Origin of the sequence: Streptomyces sp. NBC_01276 (genome assembly GCF_041435355.1) — a bacterium.
Classification (GTDB): domain Bacteria; phylum Actinomycetota; class Actinomycetes; order Streptomycetales; family Streptomycetaceae; genus Streptomyces.
In genome coordinates, this window is the sequence record NZ_CP108444.1 from 149,116 (window position 1) to 169,744 (window position 20,629).

Annotated in this window: 1 protein-coding gene and 2 pseudogenes; all 3 read right to left on the reverse strand. The window is 75.7% G+C overall.

All coding sequences use genetic code 11. The features are described 5' to 3' along the window. Nucleotides 1-13: 13 nt before the first annotated feature. The gene (locus OG295_RS40520) at nt 14-11,260 is read right to left on the reverse strand and encodes a type I polyketide synthase (RefSeq protein ID WP_331733685.1); all 11,247 of its coding nucleotides are present in this window, start codon (nt 11,258-11,260) and stop codon (nt 14-16) included. A gap of 58 nt (nt 11,261-11,318) precedes the next feature. Next, nucleotides 11,319-16,226: pseudogene (locus tag OG295_RS40525) on the reverse strand (type I polyketide synthase); the annotation flags it as partial. Between the two features lie 87 nt (nt 16,227-16,313). After that, nucleotides 16,314-20,603 (reverse strand): annotated as a pseudogene (locus OG295_RS40530) (type I polyketide synthase); the annotation flags it as partial. Nucleotides 20,604-20,629: the final 26 nt, after the last annotated feature.

Here is a 20,629-nt window from a genome sequence, read left to right on the forward strand (position 1 = left end):
TCGTCTTCGCGGATCAGTGGTTGTCGCCGTCCAGGGCCAGGGACACGAGATCGTCGAGGTCCATCGTGGCGATCGAGTCCTCCCGTGCCCCGGTGTGGTCGGACGTGGCCGGTTCGGCCGCCGGGCTGCCCGCCAGGCGCAGCAGGGTGTCGAGGACGCCCGCTTCGCTCAGCCGGGCCAGCGGGAGGGTGGCCAGGGCCCGCCGCAGGTGTGCCTCGTCGACCGGCGTGCCCGTGCCGGCCGTGGCCGCCGCGGTGTCCGCTCCGGTCTGCGGGGCGAGTTCGTCCCGCAGGTGCTCCGCGAGTTCGACCGGGGTGGGGTGGTCGAAGACGATGGTCGCGGGCAGCCGCAGTCCGGTGGCCGCGCCGAGCCGGTTGCGCAGCTCGACCGCGGTCAGCGAGTCGAAGCCGAGCTCCTTGAAGGCCCGGTCGGCCTCGATGGATCCGGGGTTGGCGTGGCCCAGGACGGCCGCGACGTTGGTCCGTACGAGGTCCAGCAGGACGTCGCGGCGGCGCTCGGCGGAGAGTCCGGCGAGCTTGCGGGTGAGCGAGGAGCCGTCCGGTTCCGCGGTGGCGGCCGTGCCCGCGGCCCGGCGCACCGGGGTGCGGACCAGCGAGCGGTACAGCGCGGGCAGGCCGGCCCCGCCGGCGGAGTCGCGCAGCGCGGCCGGGTCGAGCCGGACGGGGACGCTCAGTGCCTCGTCCCGGTCCACGGCCGCGTCGAACAGGGCGAGGCCCTGCTCCGCGGTGAGCGGGGTGACGCCGCCGCGGCCGAACCGGGCCAGGTCGGTGTCGTCGAGTCCGGCGGTGAGCTCGCTGGTCTGGTGCCACATGCCCCAGGCGAGGGAGGTGGCGGGCAGGCCCTGGGCGCGGCGGTGGTGGGCGAGCGCGTCCAGGTAGGTGTTGGCGGCGGCGTAGTTGGCCTGTCCGGAGTTCCCGGTCACGCCGGCCGCCGAGGAGTAGAGGACGAAGTGGCGCAGGTCCAGGTCGCGGGTGAGCGCGTGGAGGTTCCAGGCGGCGTCCACCTTGGGCCGCATGGCGCGCTCCATGCGGGCCGGGGTCAGCGAGGCGAAGACGCCGTCGTCGACGACCCCGGCCGCGTGCACCACGCCGGTCAGCGGCCGGTCGGCGGGGATCGCGGCGAGGACGGCGGCGAGCGCGTCGCGGTCGGCGGCGTCGCAGGCCACGACCTCGGCCGTACCGCCCGACTCCGCTATCTCCGCGACGAGTTCGGCCGCGCCGGGGGCGTCCGGGCCGCGGCGGCCGGCCAGCAGCAGGTGCCGTACGCCGTGCTCGGTGACCAGGTGCTTGGCGAGGAGGGCGCCCAGGGTGCCGGTTCCGCCGGTGATCAGCACGGTTCCGGCCGGGTCCCAGCCCTGCGGGACGGTCAGGACGATCTTGCCGGTGTGCTTGGCCTGGCTCATGAAGCGGAAGGCCTCGGGGGCCCGGCGGACGTCCCAGGTGCGGGTGGGGAGCGGGCTCAGGGCGCCCGCCTCGAAGAGGCCCGCCAGTTCGGCGAGCATCCCGGCGGTGCGCTCCGGGCCGGCCTCGGCCAGGTCGAAGCGGCGGTAGTGGACGCCCGGGTGGTCGAGGCCCACCTGTCCGGCGTCGCGGACGTCGGTGGCGCCGAGTTCGACGAACCGGCCGCCGCGCGGCAGCAGCCGCAGCGAGGCGTCGACCAGGTCGCCGGCCAGGCAGTCCAGGACGACGTCGACGCCCTCGCCGCCGGTGGCGGAGCGGAAGCGCTCCTCGAAGGAGGCGTCGCGGGAGGAGGCGATGCGGGCGTCGTCGAGACCGGCCGCGCGCAGCGCGTGCCACTTGCCCTCGCTCGCCGTGCCGAACACCTCGGCGCCCAGGTGCCGGGCGATCTGCACGGCGGCCGAGCCGACACCGCCCGCGGCGGCGTGGACCAGGACCCGTTCGCCGGCCTTCAGGCCCGCCAGGTCGACGAGCGCGTAGTACGCGGTGAGGAAGGCGGCGGGCACCGAGGCGGCCTTCTCGAAGGACCAGCCCTCGGGGATGCGGGCCACCATCTTGGCGTCCGCGACGGCGAGCGGCCCGAAGGCGTGCGGGACCATGCCCGCCACCCGGTCGCCGGGGGCGAGGTGGGTGACGTCCGGGGCGGTCTCGACGACCACACCGGCCGCCTCGCAGCCCATGAACCCGCCGCCCGGGTACATCCCGAGGGAGACGAGGACGTCGCGGAAGTTGAGCCCGGCGGCGTGCACGGCGATCCGCACCGCGCCCTCGGGCAGCGCTCCGGCCGCCTCGGGCCGGGGCAGCAGGCACAGGTGGTCGAGGGTTCCGGCGGCGGTGGTGTCCAGGGCCCAGGCGGCGGCACCGGCCGGTACCGGCAGGGCCGTGCCCGCGCCGGACCGGACCAGGCGCGGCACCAGGGCGGTGCCGGCGCGCAGCGCGGTCTGCGGCTCGTCGTGGACGAGGGCCGTGGCAACCGCGCCCCGCAGGGCGGCGGCCGACTCCTCGGTGGTGTCGAGGTCGGCGATCAGGAGCCGGCCGGGGTTCTCGGCCTGTGCCGAGCGGATCAGGCCCCAGGCGGGCGAGTGCGCGAGGCCGGTGGCGTCCTCGCCGGTACGGGTGGCGACCGCGCCGTGGGTGAGGACGACCAGCCGGGATCCGGCGAAGCGTTCCCCGGCCACCCATTCCTGCACGGTGGCCACCAGGGCGGCGGCCTCGGCGTGGACCTCGGGGAGGGCGCCGTGGGAGCCGGTGGCCGGGCCGTCGGTCCTGTCCCCGTAGGGGAGGACCACGGTCTGCGGCAGGGCCGCGCCGTCGGCGGCGGCGAGGGCCGCGAGGTCCTCGTAGCGGTCGACGACCGCGCCCGCGCCTTCCAGCGCGGCGGCGACGGCGGACGCGCCGGAGCCCAGCACGGCCCAGTTCCCGGCGGCGGAGGCGTCGGCGCCGGTGGGCAGCGCCGTCCAGTCGAGGCGGAACAGTCCGTCGGTGCCGCCGTCGCCGCCCTGCCGCAGGGTGGCCGTGTCGACGGGGCGCAGGACGAGCGCGTCGACGGTGGCGACCGGTGCGCCGGCCGCGTCGGCGACGTCCACCGCGATGGTGTCGGTGCCCGCCGCGCTGACGCGGACCCGCAGGGTGCCGGCGCCGGCCGCGTGGAGGCAGACTCCGCTCCAGGCGAAGGGCAGCCGGGCCTGGCCGGTCAGCTCGATGAACTCGCCGAGCCGCATGGCGTGCAGCGCGGCGTCGAGCAGGGCGGGGTGCAGGAGGTAGGCGGCCGCTTCGCCCTGGTGGCCGTCGGGCAGCGCGACCTCGGCGAACACGTCCCCGGTGGAGGCGTGGCGCCATGCGGCGCGCAGGCCCTGGAAGGCGGGGCCGAACCGGTAGCCGGTCTCTGCCGCGGCGTCGTAGAAGCCTTCGAGGTCCACGGGTTCGGTGCCGGCGGGCGGCCAGGAGGTCAGGTCGTATCCGGGTGCGCGGTCCCCGGGGGCGAGGACGCCGCTGGCGTGCCGGGTCCAGGGCAGGTCGGCGGGCGCGTCCTCGGCGCGGGAGTGGACGGTGACGGGGCGGGTGCCGGAGCCGCCGTCGGGGCCGACGAGCACCTGGAGGTGGACTCCGCCGCTGGCCGGGAGGACGAGCGGCGCTTCGAGGGTGAGCTCGTCCAGCAGGGTGTAGCCGGCTTCGTCGCCGGCGCGTACGGCGAGTTCGACGAAGGCGGTGCCGGGGAGGAGGGGCGTGCCGGAGACCGCGTGGTCGGCGAGCCAGGACTGGGTGTCGGGGGCGATCCGGCCGGTGAACAGGAGGCCTTCGCCGCCCGCGAGGCTCACGGCCGCGCCGAGCATCGGGTGTCCGGCGTCCGAGAGCCCGAAGCCGGTGGCGTCGCCGGAGAAGGGCGGCAGCGGGTCCGGCCAGAAGGGCTCGTTCTGGAAGGCGTACGTCGGCAGGTCGACCCGCCGGGCGTCCTGGCCGGCGTGGACCGCTTGCCAGTCGACGGGGGCGCCGTGGGTCCAGGCCTGGGCGAGGGAGGCGAGGAAGCGCTGCGGGCCGCCCTCGTCGCGGCGCAGGGTGCCGAGGGTGACGGCGGACGCGCCGGCGGCCTCGATGGTCTCCTGGACGCCGATGGTCAGCACGGGGTGGGCGCTGGTCTCGACGAAGACCTTGTGGCCGCGCTCCAGGAGGCCGTTGATGGCGTCCTGGAAACGGACGGTGCGGCGGAGGTTGGTGTACCAGTACTCCGCGTCCAGCTCGGAACCGTCGGCCCACTCCCCCGTCACCGTCGAGAAGAACGGAATCTCGGCGGTCCGCGGCTCGATGCCCGCGAGGAGGCCGATGACCTCGTCACGGATGGACTCCACCTGCGGACCGTGCGAGGCATAGTCCACATTGATCCGACGGGCACGCACCCCATCGGCCTCACAGACCGCCATCAGCTCGTCCAGAGCCTCCGGAGCACCCGAAACCACCGTCGACCGCGGACCGTTCACCGAAGCCAGCGCCAGACGCTCACCCCAGCCGGAGATACGTTCCACCACCGCATCGGCCGTCTCGGCCACCGACACCATGCCGCCCCTGCCGGCCAGGGCGAGCAGCGCCTTGGCCCGCAGCGCGGACACCTTCGCCGCATCCTCCAACGACAGAGCCCCGGACACGGCCGCCGCCGCGATCTCCCCCTGCGAGTGACCGACGACCGCGGCCGGAACGACGCCGTTGGCCCGCCACAGCTCGGCGAGGGACACCATCACCGCCCACAGCGCGGGCTGGACCACATCCACCCGGTCGAAGCCCGGCGCGCCGTCCTTCTGGCGGAGCACGTCCAGCAGGGACCAGTCCGTGTGCGGGGCAAGGGCCCGCTCGCAGTCGTCGAGGCGGGCGGCGAACACCGGCGAGGCGTCGTACAGCTCCACCGCCATCCCCGCCCACTGGGAACCCTGCCCGGGGAAGACGAACACGGGGCGGCCCGTGCCCTTGACGACGGCGCCCTCGGTGACGCCGGCACCGGCCGTGCCCTCGGCCAGGGCGGTGAGCCCGGCGAGGAGTCCTTCGCGGTCGTCGGCCTGGACCGCGCCACGGCGTTCCAGGGCGGCCCGGGTGGTGGCCAGCGACCAGGCGACGTCCACCGGGCGCAGCGCCTCGGCGTCCTCGGCCCCGGCGAAGTCGCGCAGCCGCTCGGCCTGGCCGCGCAGGCCGGCCGTGCCGCGCCCGGAGACGATCCAGGGCAGGGCGGCGGCCGGGAAGGCCGGGACGGTGGGCACGCGGGCGGGCTCGTCGGCGGGCGGCGCCTGCTCCAGGACGACGTGGACGTTGGTGCCGCTGCCGCCGAAGGAGGAGACGCCGGCCCGGCGCGGGCGGCCCGTCTCGGGCCACGGGCGGGCCTCGGTGAGCAGTTCCACGGCGCCCGACGCCCAGTCGATCTCGTGGGCGGGCTCGGCGACGTGGAGGGTCTTGGGCAGGATGCCGTGGCGCAGCGCCATGACGGTCTTGATGACGCCCGCGACGCCGGAGGCGGCCTGGGAGTGGCCCAGGTTGGACTTCAGGGAGCCCAGCCACAGGGGCCGGTCGGCGGTGTGGGCCTGGCCGTAGGTGGCGAGCAGGGCCTGTGCCTCGATGGGGTCGCCGAGGGTGGTGCCGGTGCCGTGCGCCTCGACGGCGTCGACGTCGGCGGGGTCGAGGCCCGCGTCGGCGAGGGCCGCGCGGATGACGCGCTGCTGGGCGGGCCCGCTGGGGGCGGAGAGGCCGTTGCTGGCGCCGTCCTGGTTGGCGGCCGTACCGCGGATGACGGCGAGGACCTGGTGGCCGTTGGCCTGTGCGTCGGAGAGCCGCTCCAGCATGATCACGCCGACGCCCTCGGACCAGCCGGTGCCGTCGGCGTCCTGGGAGAAGGACTTGCAGCGGCCGGACGGGGAGAGTCCGCCCTGCTGGCTGAAGCCGATGAAGACACCGGGCGAGCACATGACCATCGCGCCGCCGGCGAGCGCCATGCGGCAGTCACCGGTGCGCAGGGCCTGCACGGCGAGGTGCAGGGCGGTCAGGGAGGAGGAGCACATGGTGTCGACGGTGACGGCCGGGCCCTCCAGCCCGAAGGTGTAGGCGAGGCGGCCGGAGGCGACGGCGGCGGAGGCGCCGAACAGCATCTGGCCGTCGGAGCCCTCGGGCATCTGCACGTCGTGGCCGTAGCCGGGGTAGCCGGCGCCGATGAACACGCCGGTGCTGCTGCCCTTGAGGGTGTCCGGGTCGAGGCCGGCCCGTTCGAAGACCTCCCAGGCGGTCTCCAGGAGGAGGCGCTGCTGCGGGTCCATGGTGAGGGCCTCGCGCGGCGAGATGCCGAAGAAGCCGGGGTCGAAGTGGGTGGCGGTGTCGACGAAGCCGCCCTCGCGGACGTAGCTCGTACCGGCCTTGGCGCGGTCGGGGTCGTAGAAGCCGTCGAGGTTCCAGCCCCGGTCGGTGGGGAAGTCGCCGATGGCGTCGCGGCCTTCGGCGACGAGCTGCCACATGTCCTCGGGCGAGGTGATTCCGCCGGGATAGCGGCAGCTCATGGAGACGATGGCGATGGGCTCGTCGGAGGCGGCGACCGGGGCGGCGGCCTCGGCGGTGGTGTCCTCGTCGCCGAGGAGTCCGGTGCGCAGCAGTTCGGCGACGGCCTGGGGGGTGGGGTGGTCGAAGACCATCGTCGCGGGCAGGGTGAGGCCGGTGGCGGCGGTGAGCCGGTTGCGCAGGTCGACGGAGGTCAGCGAGTCGAAGCCGGTGGCCTTGAAGGCGCGTCCGGGCTCGATCGCGTCGGGGGAGGGGTGGCCCAGGACGGCGGCCGCCTCCCGGCGGACCAGGTCGAGCAGGATCGTGTCGCGTTCGCCTTCGGGGGCCTGGCGCAGGCGGCGGGCGAACTCTGCGGCCGGGTCGTCCGCGTCGGTGTCCTCGTCGGGGCGGACGGCGTCGAGGGCCTTGCGTGCCTCGGGGATGCCGGTGAGCAGCGGGCTGGGCCGGGTGGCGGTGAAGCCGGGCGCGAAGCGGGACCAGTCGACGTCGGCGACGGCGACGAACGCCTCGTCGTGTTCGACGGCCTGGACCATCGCGGACAGGGCCGTCACCGGGTCCATCTCCAGGACGCCGCGGCGGCTCATGTACTCCTGCGCGCCGGCGGTCTCCATGATGCCGCCGCCGCCCCAGGCGCCCCAGGCGACGGAGGTGGCGGTGAGGCCGCGGGCCCGGCGGTGTTCGGCGAGCGCGTCGAGGTGGGCGTTGGCGGCGGCGTAGGCGGTGTGGCCGGCGGCGCCCCAGACACCGGAGTTGGAGGAGAACAGGACGAAGGCGTCCAGGGCGGTGTCGCCGAGGAGTTCGTCGAGGTGGGTGGCGCCGGCGGCCTTCCCGGCGAGGACCCGCGCGAACTCCTCGGGCGTGACCTCCTCCAAGGCCGTGGACTGGGGGACTCCGGCGGCGTGGACGACGGCGGTGAGGGGGGTGGCGGCGGGTACGGAGGCCAGCAGCGCGGCAACCGCGTCGCGGTCGGCGACGTCGCAGGCGACGGCTTCGGCCTCGGCGCCCAGGGCCCGCAGCTCCGCGAGGAGTCCGTCGGCGCCGGGGGCGTCGGGGCCGCGACGGCCGGCCAGCAGGAGGCGTTCGGCGCCGGCGGCGGCGAGCCAGCGGGCCACGTGGGCGCCGACTCCGCCGGTGCCGCCGGTGACGAGGACGGTGCCGTGCGGGCGCCAGTCGCGGGCGGGTTCGCGGTCGTCGAGGGCGGCGCGGACCAGGCGGCGGCCGAAGGTGCCGGAGCCGCGGACGGCGATCTGGTCCTCCTCGCCGGCGCCGCCGGCGAGGATCTGGACGAGCCGGGTCAGGGCGCGGTCGTCGGCGGCGCGCGGCAGGTCGACGAGTCCGCCCCAGCCGCGGGGCCGTTCGAGGGCGACGACCCGGCCCAGGCCCCAGACCTGGGCCTGGGCGGGGTCGGGGGCTTCGTCGGAGCGGCCGGTGGAGACGGCGCCGCGGGTCACCGTCCACACCGGGGCGCCGGTGAGGCCGGCGTCGGTGAGGGCCTGGACCAGGACGAGGCCGTGCAGGGCGCCGTCGGCGCCGAGGCCGGCCAGGGAGAGGACCCCGGTGACCTCGGTGCCGGCGACGGCGGTGCGGACCAGTTCGGCGAGGGCGGCGCGGTCGGTGCCGCCGGCGCGTACGGTCACGGTCGAGGCGCCGTGCCGGGCGAGCGCGGCGGCGCAGTCGGCGGCCGGGGACTCGTGGGCCGGGTCGGCGGGCAGCACGACCAGCCAGGTGCCGGTCAGGGGTGCGGGGGCGGGCTCCGGGAGGCGGTCCCAGGAGACGCGGTAGCGCCAGGAGTCGACGGTGGACCGCTCGCGGCGGCGGCGCCGCCAGGAGGACAGGGCGGGCAGCAGTTCGCCCAGGGAGCGGCGCTCCTCCAGGTCGAGGGTGCCGGCGAGGGCTTCGAGGTCCTCGCGTTCGACGGCGTCCCAGAAGCGGGCCTCGGCCTCGTCGGCGGGCAGGGTCGCGGCATCGGCGGGGGCGGCATCGGCCGCCTCCAGCCAGTACCGCTGCTGCTGGAAGGCGTAGGTGGGCAGTTCGACGGTGCGGGGGCCGTGCGGGGCGACGAGGGTGGCCCAGTCGACGCCGGCGCCGCCCACCCAGGCCTCGGCGAGGGAGGTCAGGAGGCGGCGCGAGCCGCCGTCGTCGCGGCGCAGGGTGCCGAGGGTGACGGCGGCGGCGGCCGTGGTGTCGATGGTCTCCTGGACGCCGACGGTCAGGACGGGGTGGGCGCTGGACTCGACGAAGATGCCGTGGCCCTCGGCGAGGAGGGCGCGGACGGCCTCCTCGAAGCGGACGGTGGTGCGCAGGTTGGTGTACCAGTACTCGGCGTCGAGTTCCGTGCCGTCGAGGAATCCGGCGGTGACGGTGGAGAAGAAGGGGGTCTCGGCGGTGCGCGGCTCGATGCCGGCGAGGAGGCCGGTGACCTCGTCGCGGATGGACTCGACCTGCGCGGAGTGCGAGGCGTAGTCGACGTTGATGCGGCGGGCCCGTACGCCGTCGGCCTCGCAGGCCGCGAGGAGCTCGTCCAGGGCCTGCGGGTCACCGGAGACCACCGTGGAGCGGGGGCCGTTGACGGAGGCGAGGGAGAGCCGCTCGCCCCAGGTGGAGATGCGTTCGCGGACGGCGTCGGCGGTGTCGGCGACGGACACCATGCCGCCCTTGCCGGCCAGGGCGACGATGGCCCGCGCGCGCAGCGCGGACACCTTCGCCGCGTCCTGGAGGGACAGGGCGCCGCAGACGGCGGCGGCGGCGATCTCGCCCTGCGAGTGGCCGACGACCGCGGCCGGAACGACCCCGGCGGCCCGCCACAGCTCGGCGAGGGAGACCATGACCGCCCACAGCGCGGGCTGGACCACGTCGACCCGGTCGAAGCCGGGAGCCCCGGCCTCCTGCCGCAGCACGGCCGGCAGGGACCAGTCGGTGTGCGGGGCGAGGGCCTCGGCGCACGCGTCGAGGCGGGCCGCGAACACCGGGGAGGCCTCGTACAGCTCCACGGCCATGCCGGCCCACTGGGAGCCCTGGCCGGGGAAGACGAGGACGACCCCGGAGCCGGGCAGGGTGGCGCCCTGGACGACGGTGGTGGCTCCGGGTGCGGCGTCGGCGAGGGCTGCGAGGCCCTCCTGGAAGCCGTGGTCGCCGACGGCGACGACCACGGCGCGCTGCTCCAGGGCGGCGCGGGTGGTGGCCAGGGAGTGGGCGACGTCGGCGGGGCCGGGCGCGTCCTCCCGGCCGGCGAAGGCGCGCAGCCGGTCCGCCTGGGCACGCAGGGCGCCCGGGGTGTGGCCGGAGAGGGGCCACGGGATCAGCGGGGTGGACAGGACGGCGGCCGGGGCGGCGGGGGCGGCGGCGCCCTCGGCGTCGGCGTCCGGGCCGTCGGGGGCGTCCTGTTCGAGGATGACGTGCGCGTTGGTGCCGCCGACACCGAAGGCGGAGACGCCCGCGCGGCGCGGGCCGCCGTCGCGGGAGGTCCACTCGACGGGCTCGCGCAGCAGCCGTACGGAGCCGGCCGACCAGTCGACCTGGCTGGTGGGCGCGTCGACGTGGAGGGTGCGGGGCAGCAGGCCGTGGCGCATGGCCATGACCATCTTCATCACGCCGGCCATGCCGGCGGCGGCCTGGGTGTGGCCGATGTTGGACTTCACGGAGCCGAGCCACAGCGGCCGGTCCTCGGGGCGGTTCTTCCCGTAGGCGGTGAGCAGGGCCTGCGCCTCGATGGGGTCGCCGAGGGTGGTGCCGGTGCCGTGCGCCTCGACGGCGTCGATCTGCTGGGCGCCGAGGCGGGCGTTGGTGAGGGCCTGCTTGATGACGCGGATCTGGGAGGGGCCGTTGGGGGCGGTCAGGCCGTTGGAGGCGCCGTCCTGGTTGACGGCGGAGCCGCGGATCACGGCCAGGACCTCGTGTCCGTTGCGGCGGGCGTCCGAGAGCCGCTCCAGCAGCAGGACGCCGATGCCCTCGGCGAACCCGGTGCCGTCGGCGGAGTCGGCGAAGGCCTTGCAGCGGCCGTCGGCGGCCAGGCCGCGCTGGCGGCTGAACTCGACGAACAGACCGGGGGTGGACATGACGGTGACGCCGGCGGCCAGGGCGAGGGAGCACTCGTCCTGGCGCAGGGCCTGCACGGCCAGGTGCAGGGCGACGAGGGAGGAGGAGCAGGCGGTGTCGACGGTGACGGCCGGCCCCTCCAGGCCGAAGGTGTAGGCGAGGCGGCCGGAGACGACGGCCGCCGCGCTGCCCGTGCCGAGGTAGCCCTCGACGTCGTCGGGGACCGAGTCGAGGTCGGTGGCGTAGCTGGAGGAGGAGGCGCCGACGAACACGCCGGTGCGGCTGCCCTTGAGCGACGTCGGGTCGTACCCGGCGCGCTCCAGGACCTCCCAGGAGGTCTCCAGCAGCAGCCGCTGCTGCGGGTCCATGGCGAGCGCCTCGCGCGGCGAGATGCCGAAGAGCTGCGCGTCGAAGCGCGGGACGTCCCGGAGGAACCCGCCCTGCTTGGTGTAGGAGGTGCCGATCCGGTCGGGGTCGGGGTCGTAGAGGGCGTCCAGGTCCCAGCCGCGGTCCTCGGGGAAGCCGCCGATGCCGTCGCGGCCGTCGGCGACGAGGTCCCACAGCTGTTCGGGCGTGCCGACCTGTCCGGGGAAGCGGCAGGCCATGCGGACGATGGCGACGGGCTCGGGCTCTTCGAGCTCCTTGACGCGCCGGCGCGCGTTGCGCAGGTCGGCGGTGGCCCGCTTCAGATATTCGCGGAGCTTTTCTTCATTGTTCGTGCTCAACGTCACTCACCTACCGGGAACGGGAAGCCAACACGGCGCGGTCGTTGCGGGCGCGGGGTCACTGCGTCTCCAACTCGTCGTCGAGCAGGTCGAAGAGCTCGCTGTCCGAGGCCGAGTCGAGGTCGGCGTCGGAGGCGGGCGCCGCGTCCGCTCCGGTGGCGTTCCAGGCGGCGAGCAGCGCGTGGAGCCTGCCGCTGATCCGGCCGCGGTCTTCGGGGGTGGCCTGCGCGGCCGCGGCGAGGGCGCCGCCGAGCCGGTCGATCTCGTCGAGCAGCGGGTCCAGGCCGTCGGTGTCGCCGAGGAGTTCGGTGCGCAGCAGGGCGGCGAGCTCGACGGGCGTCGGGTGGTCGAAGACCAGGGTGGAGGGCAGGCTCAGGCCGGTGGCGGCGCCGAGCCGGTTGCGCAGTTCGACGGCGCTGAGGGAGTCGAAGCCCAGTTCGCGGAAGGCCCGCTGGGGTCCTACGGCGGCCAGGGCCTCCGGGCCGGTGGTGCCGTGGCCGAGGACGGAGGCGGCCTGCTTGCGGACGAGGTCGAGCAGGAGGCGGTCCTGCTCGGCCGCCGGGAGGCCGGTGAGCCGGTGCAGGAGGGCGTCGGCGGCGCCGTCGGCCTCCTCGGCCTCGGCGGCCGCGGTGGCCTCGGCGCGGGCGAGGAGCCGCGCCGCCTCGGGGACCATCTCGAACAGGGGGCTGTTGCGTTCGGTGTTGGTGCCCAGCGAGAAGCTGTCCCAGCGGATGTCGATGATGACGGGGGCGGTCTCCTCGTGGTCGAGGGACTGCTGGAGCGCGGCGGTGGCGAGCTCCGGGGGGAGCTCCCAGACGCCCTGGAGGCGGGCGCGTTCGCCGACGCCGTTGTCGGCCATGCCGCTGCCCTCCCAGGTGCCCCACACGACGGCGGTGGCGGGCAGGCCGAGGGCGCGGCGCTGCTCGGCGAGGGCGTCGAGGAAGGTGTTGCCGGGGGTGTAGTTGCCCAGGCCCGCGGAGCCGTAGGCGGCGCCGAAGGAGGAGAACAGGACGAAGGCGGTGAGCTCCTTGTCCCGGGTCAGTTCCTGGAGGTTGAGGGCGCCGCGCACCTTGACGGCGAGGACGCGCTCCATGCGGTCGGGGGTGAGCGAGTCGACCATGCCGTCGTCGAGGACGGCGGCGGTGTGGAACACCGAGGTCAGCGGGGCGTCGGCGGGGACGGCGTCGATGACGGCGGCCAGGGCGGCGGCGTCGCTGACGTCGGCGGCGGCGAGGGTGACCCGGGCGCCGAGGGCGGTGAGTTCGGCTTCGAGGGCGGCGGCGCCGGGGGCGTCGGGTCCGCTGCGGCTGATCAGGAGGAGGTGTTCGGCGCCGGCGCGGGCGAGCCAGCGGGCGGTCTGCGCGCCGAGGCCGCCGGTGCCGCCGGTGATCAGGGCGGTGCCGGACGGCTGCCAGGTGCGGGCCGGTCCGGTGTCGCCGAGGGGGGCCCGGACCAGGCGGCGGACCAGGACGTTCCAGGACCGTACGGCGAGCTGGTCCTCGTCGCCGGGTTCGGTGAGGACGCCGGCGAGCCGGTTCCAGGCCTCCTCGTCGGGCTGCTGCGGCAGGTCGACGATGCCGCCCCACAGCCGCGGGTGCTCCTGCACGAGGACGCGGGCCAGGCCCCAGACGGCGGCCTGGACGGGGCTGGTCAGCGGGTCGGAGTCGCCGACGGAGACGGCGCCCTGGGTGAGGGCCCACACCGGGGCGTCGAACTCGGCGAGTTCACGGACCTGGAGGATCGCCTGGACGAGGGTGACGGTGCCGGCCAGGCCGAGCGGGAGCTCGGGGTGGTCGGGGTGGGGGCGCTCGTCGAGGGGGAGCAGGGACAGGATCCCGGTGACGGAGTCCTCGCCCTCGATGGTGAGTTCCTGGTGGAGCTGCTGGGCGAGGGTGTAGCGGTCGGAGGCCCAGACGTCGACGGGGACGCGGACGGTGCGGGCGCCCCGGTCGGCGAGGCGGTCGGCGGCGGCCGCGGCGAGCGCGTCGTCGCCGCCCTCGGACTCCACGATCAGCCAGGTGCCGGTCAGCCGCGGTGCGGCGGTCTCGGCGACCGTCCACACGGTGCGGTAGCGCCAGGAGTCGATCGCGGACTTCTCGCGGCGGGTGCGGCGCCAGGCGGCCAGGGCGGGCAGGGCCTCGCCGAGGGGCTGGTCGGCGCCGACGCCGAGGGGCGCCAGGTCGCCGCTGTCCACTGCCGCCCAGAAGGCGGCGTCGACCTCGTCGCCGCCGTGCGCGGCGACGGCGGGGGCCGCCGGGTCGGCGGGGGTGGCGTCGAGCCAGTAGGGGCGGTGCTGGAAGGCGTACGTGGGCAGGTCGACCCGCTGTGCGCCGTCGGGGAAGACGGTGGGCCAGGCGACGCCGGCGCCGCGGGTCCAGGCTTCGGCGAGGGAGGTGAGGAACCGCTGCGGGCCGCCCTCGTCGCGGCGCAGGGTGGCGAGGGTGACGGCGGACGCGGCGGCCGGTGCCTCGGCGGCATCGATGGTCTCCTGGACGCCGATGGTGAGGACGGGGTGGGCGCTGGCCTCGATGAACAGGCCGTGGCCGGCGGTGAGGAGGCTGCGGACGGCCTCCTCGAAGCGGACGGTGGTGCGCAGGTTGGTGTACCAGTACGCGGCGTCCAGCTCGGAGCCGTCGGCCCACTCCCCCGTCACGGTGGAGAAGAAGGGGATCTCGGCGGTGCGCGGCTCGATGCCGGCGAGGAGGCCGGTGACCTCGTCGCGGATGGACTCGACCTGCGCGGAGTGCGAGGCGTAGTCGACGTTGATGCGGCGGGCCCGTACGCCGTCGGCCTCGCAGGCCGCGAGGAGCTCGTCCAGGGCCTGCGGGTCACCGGAGACCACCGTGGAGCGGGGGCCGTTGACGGAGGCGAGGGAGAGCCGCTCGCCCCAGGTGGAGATGCGTTCGGTCACGGCGTCGGCGACGTCGGCCACCGACACCATGCCGCCCTTGCCCGCGAGGGCCACGATCGCCTTGGCCCGCAGCGCGGACACCTTCGCCGCGTCCTGGAGCGACAGGGCGCCGCAGACGGCGGCGGCCGCGATCTCGCCCTGCGAGTGGCCCAGCACGGCGGCCGGGCGCACCCCGTGGAAGCGCCACAGCTCGGCGAGGGAGACCATCACGGCCCACAGGGCGGGCTGGACCACGTCGACGCGGTCGAAGCCGGGGACGCCGTCCTTCTGGCGGAGCACGTCCAGCAGCGACCAGTCGGTGTGCGGGGCGAGTGCCTCGGCGCACGCGTCGAGGCGGGCGGCGAACACCGGGGAGGCCTCGTACAGCTCCACGGCCATGCCGACCCACTGGGAGCCCTGGCCGGGGAAGACGAGGACGGGACGGTCGGCGCCCGCGGCGGCGGTGACGCCGGTGGTGTCGCCCTCGGCGAGCTCGGCGAGCCCGGCGAGGAACTCCTCGTGCTTGGCGGCGACGACCGCGCCGCGCACCGGGTGGGCGGTACGGGTGGTGGCCAGCGAGAAGCCGGTGGAGGCGGGCGCGGCGCCGTCCCGTACGTGGGCCAGCAGGCGGGCGGCCTGCTCGCGCAGGGCGGCGGGGGTGCGGGCGGAGAGGATCCACGGCACGGGGCCGCCGGTCTCCTCCCCGGGGGACGGCTGCGCCGGCCGGTCGGCGGGGGCGGCCTCTTCGAGGATGACGTGGGCGTTGGTGCCGCTGACGCCGAAGGAGGAGACCCCGGCCCGGCGGGGCTCGTCGCCGCGGGGCGTCCAGTCCCGGGACTCGTTCAGCAGCCGGACGCCGCCGGAGGACCAGTCGATGTGCGGGGACGGCTCGTCCGCGTGGAGGGTCTTGGGGAGGACGCCGTGGCGCAGTGCCTGCACCATCTTGATGACGCCTGCGAGGCCGGCGACGGGGCCGCCGTGCCCGATGTTGGACTTCGAGGAGCCGAGCCACAGGGGCTGGTCGGCGGTGTGCTCCTGCCCGTAGGTGGCGAGCAGGGCCTGCGCCTCGATGGGGTCGCCGAGGGAGGTGCCGGTGCCGTGCGCCTCGACGGCGTCGACGTCCTGCGGGGTGAGGCGGGCGTTGGCGAGGGCGCGGCGGATGACCTCCTGCTGCGCGGGCTCGCTGGGGGCGGTGAGGCCGTTGCTGGCGCCGTCCTGGTTGAGGGCGGAACCGCGGATGACGGCGAGGACCCGGTGGCCGTTGCGGCGCGCGTCGGAGAGGCGCTCCACGAGCAGCACGCCGGCGCCCTCGGACCAGGTGGTGCCGTCGGCGTCGGCGCCGAAGGCCTTGCAGCGGCCGTCGGCGGCCAGCGCGCGTTGCCGGCTGAACTCGACGAACGCGGCGGGGCTGGACATGACGGCCACGCCCGCGGCCAGGGCGAGCGAGCACTCGCCCTGGCGCAGGGCCTGCACGGCCAGGTGCAGGGCGACGAGGCCGGAGGAGCAGGCGGTGTCGACGGTGACGGCGGGGCCGGCCAGCCCGAAGGCGTAGGCGACCCGCCCCGACAGGACGCTCGACATGGTGCCGGTGCCGATGTAGCCCTCGACCCCGTCCGGCAGCGCGTCCAGCCGGGAGGCGTAGTCGGAGGCGACGGCGCCGACGAAGACGCCCGTCTCGGTGCCCTTCAGCGACGTCGGGTCGTACCCGGCGCGCTCCAGGGTCTCCCAGGCGGTCTCCAGGAACAGCCGCTGCTGCGGGTCCATGGCGGCCGCCTCGCGCGGCGAGATGCCGAAGAGCTCCGGGTCGAAGAGGGTGGCGCCCTGCAGGAAGCCGCCCTCGCGGACGTACGTCTTGCCGGGGGCGTCGGGGTCGGGGTCGTACAGGTCGGTGTCCCAGCCGCGGTCGGCCGGGAAGGGGCCGATCGCGTCGGTACCGGACGCCACGAGGTTCCAGAAGCCCTCGGGGTCGGTGACCCCGCCCGGGAAGCGGCAGGCCATCGAAACGATGGCGATCGGCTCGTGCCCGGCGTCCTCCGCGTCGCGCAGCTGCTGCTTGGTACGGCTCAGATCGGCTGTGACGCGCTTGAGGTATTCACGGAGCTTCTCTTCGTTGCTCGTCGACATGCTCGGTACTCCTAAGTGGATATGGGACGCAGGAGCAGGTCAGGAAGCTCCCAGTTCCTTGTCGATCAGTGCGAAGATCTCGTCGTCCGTCACCGCGGCGAGGGCGTCGTCGTCGAGGACGTCCGCCTCCGTCTCGGTGGCGCGCCACTTCCACAGCAGCGCTTCGAGCCGCTTGGTGACGGTGTCGCGGGCGGCGCCGTCCGGGGCTGCGTCCCCCAGTACGGCTTCCAGGGCGGCGAGTTCCCGCAGTCCGGGCGCCTGCGCGCCGCGGGCGGTGCCCAGCTGGTCGAGGAGGTGCCGGGCGAGGGCGAGTGGGGTCGGGTGGCTGAAGACGAGGGTCGCGGGCAGGGACAGGCCGGTCGCGGCGGTGAGCCGGTTGCGCAGTTCGACCGCGGTCAGCGAGTCGAACCCGAGCTCCCGGAAGGCCCGTTCGGCCTCCACGGATTCCGTCTCCTGGTGGCCGAGGACCGCGGCCACCCGGGTACGGACGAGGTCGGTGACCGTGCGCTCCTGCTCCTGCGGGGAGAGCGCGGCCAGCCGCTGTGCGAACGTGTCGGCCTCCGCCGCGTCCTGCGAGGCGGCCGTCCGGCGTACGGGCGTACGCGTCGCGGTGCCCGCCCCGCCGGTGGCTCCGGCGGCGGCCGCGGCGGCGGTCAGTTCCCCGGCGGACACCAGCCGCGACGCGAACGACGCGACGGTGGCCACGGGGCGGCCGGTGGCGTCGGCGACCGTGAGGGCCACCTCGTCCGGTCCGGCCGGGGTCAGGTGCACGCGCACGCGCGAGGCGCCCGTGGCGTGCAGGCGCACGCCGCTCCACGCGAACGGCAGCCAGGCCGTTCCGTCCTCCGCTTCCGGCCCGCTCACCGCCAGCGCGTGGAGCGCGGCGTCGAGCAGGGCCGGGTGGAGGCCGAACCGGCCGGCGTCCTCCTGCTGATCCTCGGGCAGCACCACCTCGGCGTACACCCCGACACCGTCGCCCGGGAGCCAGACCTCGGCCAACCCCTGAAAGGCGGGGCCGTACCCGTACCCCGACCCCGACAGCCCCTCATAGAACCCGTCGAGGTCCACCCGCTCGGCGCCGGCCGGGGGCCAGACGGTGAGCTCGCGGCCCGGTTCGGGGGTTTCGGCGCGGCTGAGGACGCCCTGGGCGTGGCGGGTCCAGGGGCCGTCGGCGGCGTCCTGGCGGCCGTACACGGCGACGGTGCGCCTGGAGGCGGCGTCGGGCGGGCCGAGGACGATCTGGAGCAGTACGGGGCCCTCGTCGGGCAGGACGAGGGGTGCCTCCAGGGTGAGTTCGTCGAGGGTGTCGCAGCCGGCCTCGTCACCGGCGCGGACGGCGAGTTCGACGAACGCGGCGCCGGGCAGCACCCGGGCTCCGGCGACGGCGTGGTCGGCGAGCCAGGGGTGGGTGCGCAGCGACAGGCGGCCGGTGAGGACGGTCTGGCCGCCCTCGGCGAGGCGGACGGCCGCCCCGAGGAGGGGGTGGTCGGCGGCGCCGAGACCGGCGGCGGCCACGTCGGCGGCGGCGGAGCCCGCGCCGGTGGCCGTCAGCCAGTAGCGCTCGCGCTGGAAGGCGTACGTGGGCAGCTCCACGCCGGAGACGTCCTGGCCGGCGTGGACCGTCTGCCAGTCGACGGGGGCGCCGTGGGTCCAGGCCTCGGCGAGGGAGGCGAGGAAGCGCTGCGGGCCGCCCTCGTCGCGGCGCAGGGTCCCGAGGGTGACGGCGGCCGGCTCCGTGGTGTCGATGGTCTCCTGGACGCCGATGGTGAGGACGGGGTGGGCGCTGGCCTCGACGAAGACCTTGTGGCCGCGCTCCAGGAGGCCGCCGATGGCGTCCTGGAAGCGGACCGTGTGGCGGAGGTTGGTGTACCAGTACTCGGCGTCGAGCTCGGAGCCGTCGGCCCACTCCCCCGTCACCGTGGAGAAGAACGGGACCTCCGCCGTCCGCGGCTCGATGCCCGCGAGGAGACCGATGACCTCGTCGCGGATCGACTCGACCTGCGGACCGTGCGAGGCGTAGTCGACGTTGATGCGACGCGCCCGGACGCCGTCGGCCTCACAGGCCGCCATCAGCTCGTCCAGGGCCTCCGGATCACCCGAGACCACCGTGGACTGCGGACCGTTCACCGAGGCCAGCGCGAGCCGCTCACTCCAGGCGGAGATACGTTCCGCCACAGCCTCGGCCGTGTCCGCGACGGAGACCATGCCGCCCTTGCCGGCGAGCGCCACGATGGCCCGCGCGCGCAGCGCGGACACCTTCGCCGCGTCCTCCAGCGACAGCGCGCCGGAGACGGCGGCGGCGGCGATCTCGCCCTGCGAGTGACCCACGACGGCCGCCGGAACGACCCCGGCCGCACGCCACACCTCGGCGAGGGACACCATCACCGCCCACAGCGCGGGCTGGACCACGTCCACCCGGTCGAAACCGGGAGCCCCCTCCTTCTGCCGGAGCACGTCCAGCAGCGACCAGTCCGTGTGCGGGGCCAGCGCCTCCGCGCACGCGTCCAGACGGGCCGCGAACACCGGCGAGGCCTCGTACAGCTCCACCGCCATCCCCGCCCACTGGGAGCCCTGCCCCGGGAACACGAAGACCGTCTTGCCGGTGCCCGCCTGCCCCTGGTGCACGCCCGTCGCGGTGTCGCCCCCGGCGAGGGCGGCGAGGGCGCGCTCGGTGTCCTGGGCGGAGCCCGGCGAGGTGATCGCCGCGCGGTGGTCGAAGGCGGCCCGGGTGGTGGCCAGGGCGATGCCGGTGGCGGTGTGCGCGCCGGGGTGCTTCGCGGCGTGCGCGGCGAGCCGTCCGGCCTGGCCGCGCAGGGCGGCGGCGGTGCGGGCCGACAGGAGCCACGGGGTTCCCGCCACGGGGGCGGACAGGACGGCGGGACGGCCGGAGCCGGACTCGGCCGGCTCGCCCTCGGTGTCGGCTCCGGTGTCCGCTCCGGTGTCCTCGGGGGTCTGTTCCAGGATGACGTGGGCGTTGGTGCCGCTGATGCCGAACGCGGACACCCCGGCCCGCCGCGGACGGCCGGTCTCCGGCCAGGCGCGCGCCTCGGTCAGCAGCTCCACGGCGCCGGAGGCCCAGTCGATCTTCGGGGAGGGCGCGTCGACGTGCAGGGTCTGCGGGAGCAGGCCGCCGCGCATCGCCATGACCATCTTCATGACGCCGGCCGCGCCCGAAGCCGCCGAGGTGTGGCCGATGTTGGACTTCACGGAGCCGAGCCACAGCGGCCGGTCGGCGGGCCGGTTCTGCCCGTAGGTGGCGAGGAGGGCCTGCGCCTCGATGGGGTCGCCGAGGGTGGTGCCGGTGCCGTGCGCCTCGACGGCGTCGACGTCGGCGGCGGAGACGCGGGCGTTGGCGAGGGCCTGCTTGATGACCCGCATCTGGGCAGGCCCGTTGGGGGCGGTGAGCCCGTTGCTGGCGCCGTCCTGGTTGACGGCGGTGCCCCGGATCACGGCCAGGACGCGGCGGCCGGCGCGGCGGGCGTCGGAGAGCCGTTCGAGGAGGAGCATGCCGACGCCCTCGGCGGGCCCGAAGCCGTCGGCGGCGGCGGCGAAGGCCTTGCAGCGGCCGTCGGCGGCCAGCGCCCGCTGGCGGCTGAACTCCACGAACCCCGCGGGGTTCGACATGACGGTGACACCGCCGGCGAGGGCCATGGAGCACTCGCCGCCCCGCAGCGCCTGGGCGGCCATGTGCAGGGCGACGAGGGAGGAGGAGCAGGCGGTGTCGATGGTGACGGCCGGGCCCTCCAGGCCGAGGGAGTAGGAGAGCCGGCCGGACATGACGCTGGCCAGGTTGCCGGTGCCGAGGTACCCCTCCAGTTCCTCCGGGGCCTGGAGGATGCCGGTGGTGTAGTCGATGGCGCTGAAGCCCACGAAGGTGCCGGTGAGGCTGCCGGCGAGGGTGGTGGGGTCGATCCCGGCGCGTTCGACGGCCTCCCAGCCGGTCTCCAGCAGCAGCCGCTGCTGGGGGTCCATGGCGAGGGCCTCGCGCGGGGAGATCCCGAAGAAGCCGGCGTCGAACGCGTCGAGGTCGTGCAGGAAGCCGCCTTCCTTCACGTAGTTGGTGCCGGGCTTGTCGGGGTCGGGGTCGTAGAGGGACTCGATGTCCCACCCGCGGTTGACGGGGAAGTCGCCGACGGCGTCGCCGCCGGCGGCGACGAGCTCCCACAGGTCCTCTGGGGAGCTCACCCCGCCGGGGTAGCGGCAGGCCATGCCGGTGATCGCGATCGGCTCGTGGCCGGCCGACTCGGCGGCCTGCAGCCGCTTGCGGGTCTGCTGCAGGTCGGCCGTCGCCCGCTTGAGGTATTCGAGGAGCTTCTCTTCGTTGTTCGCCATGGTCGGTATCTCCGTGGGCCCCG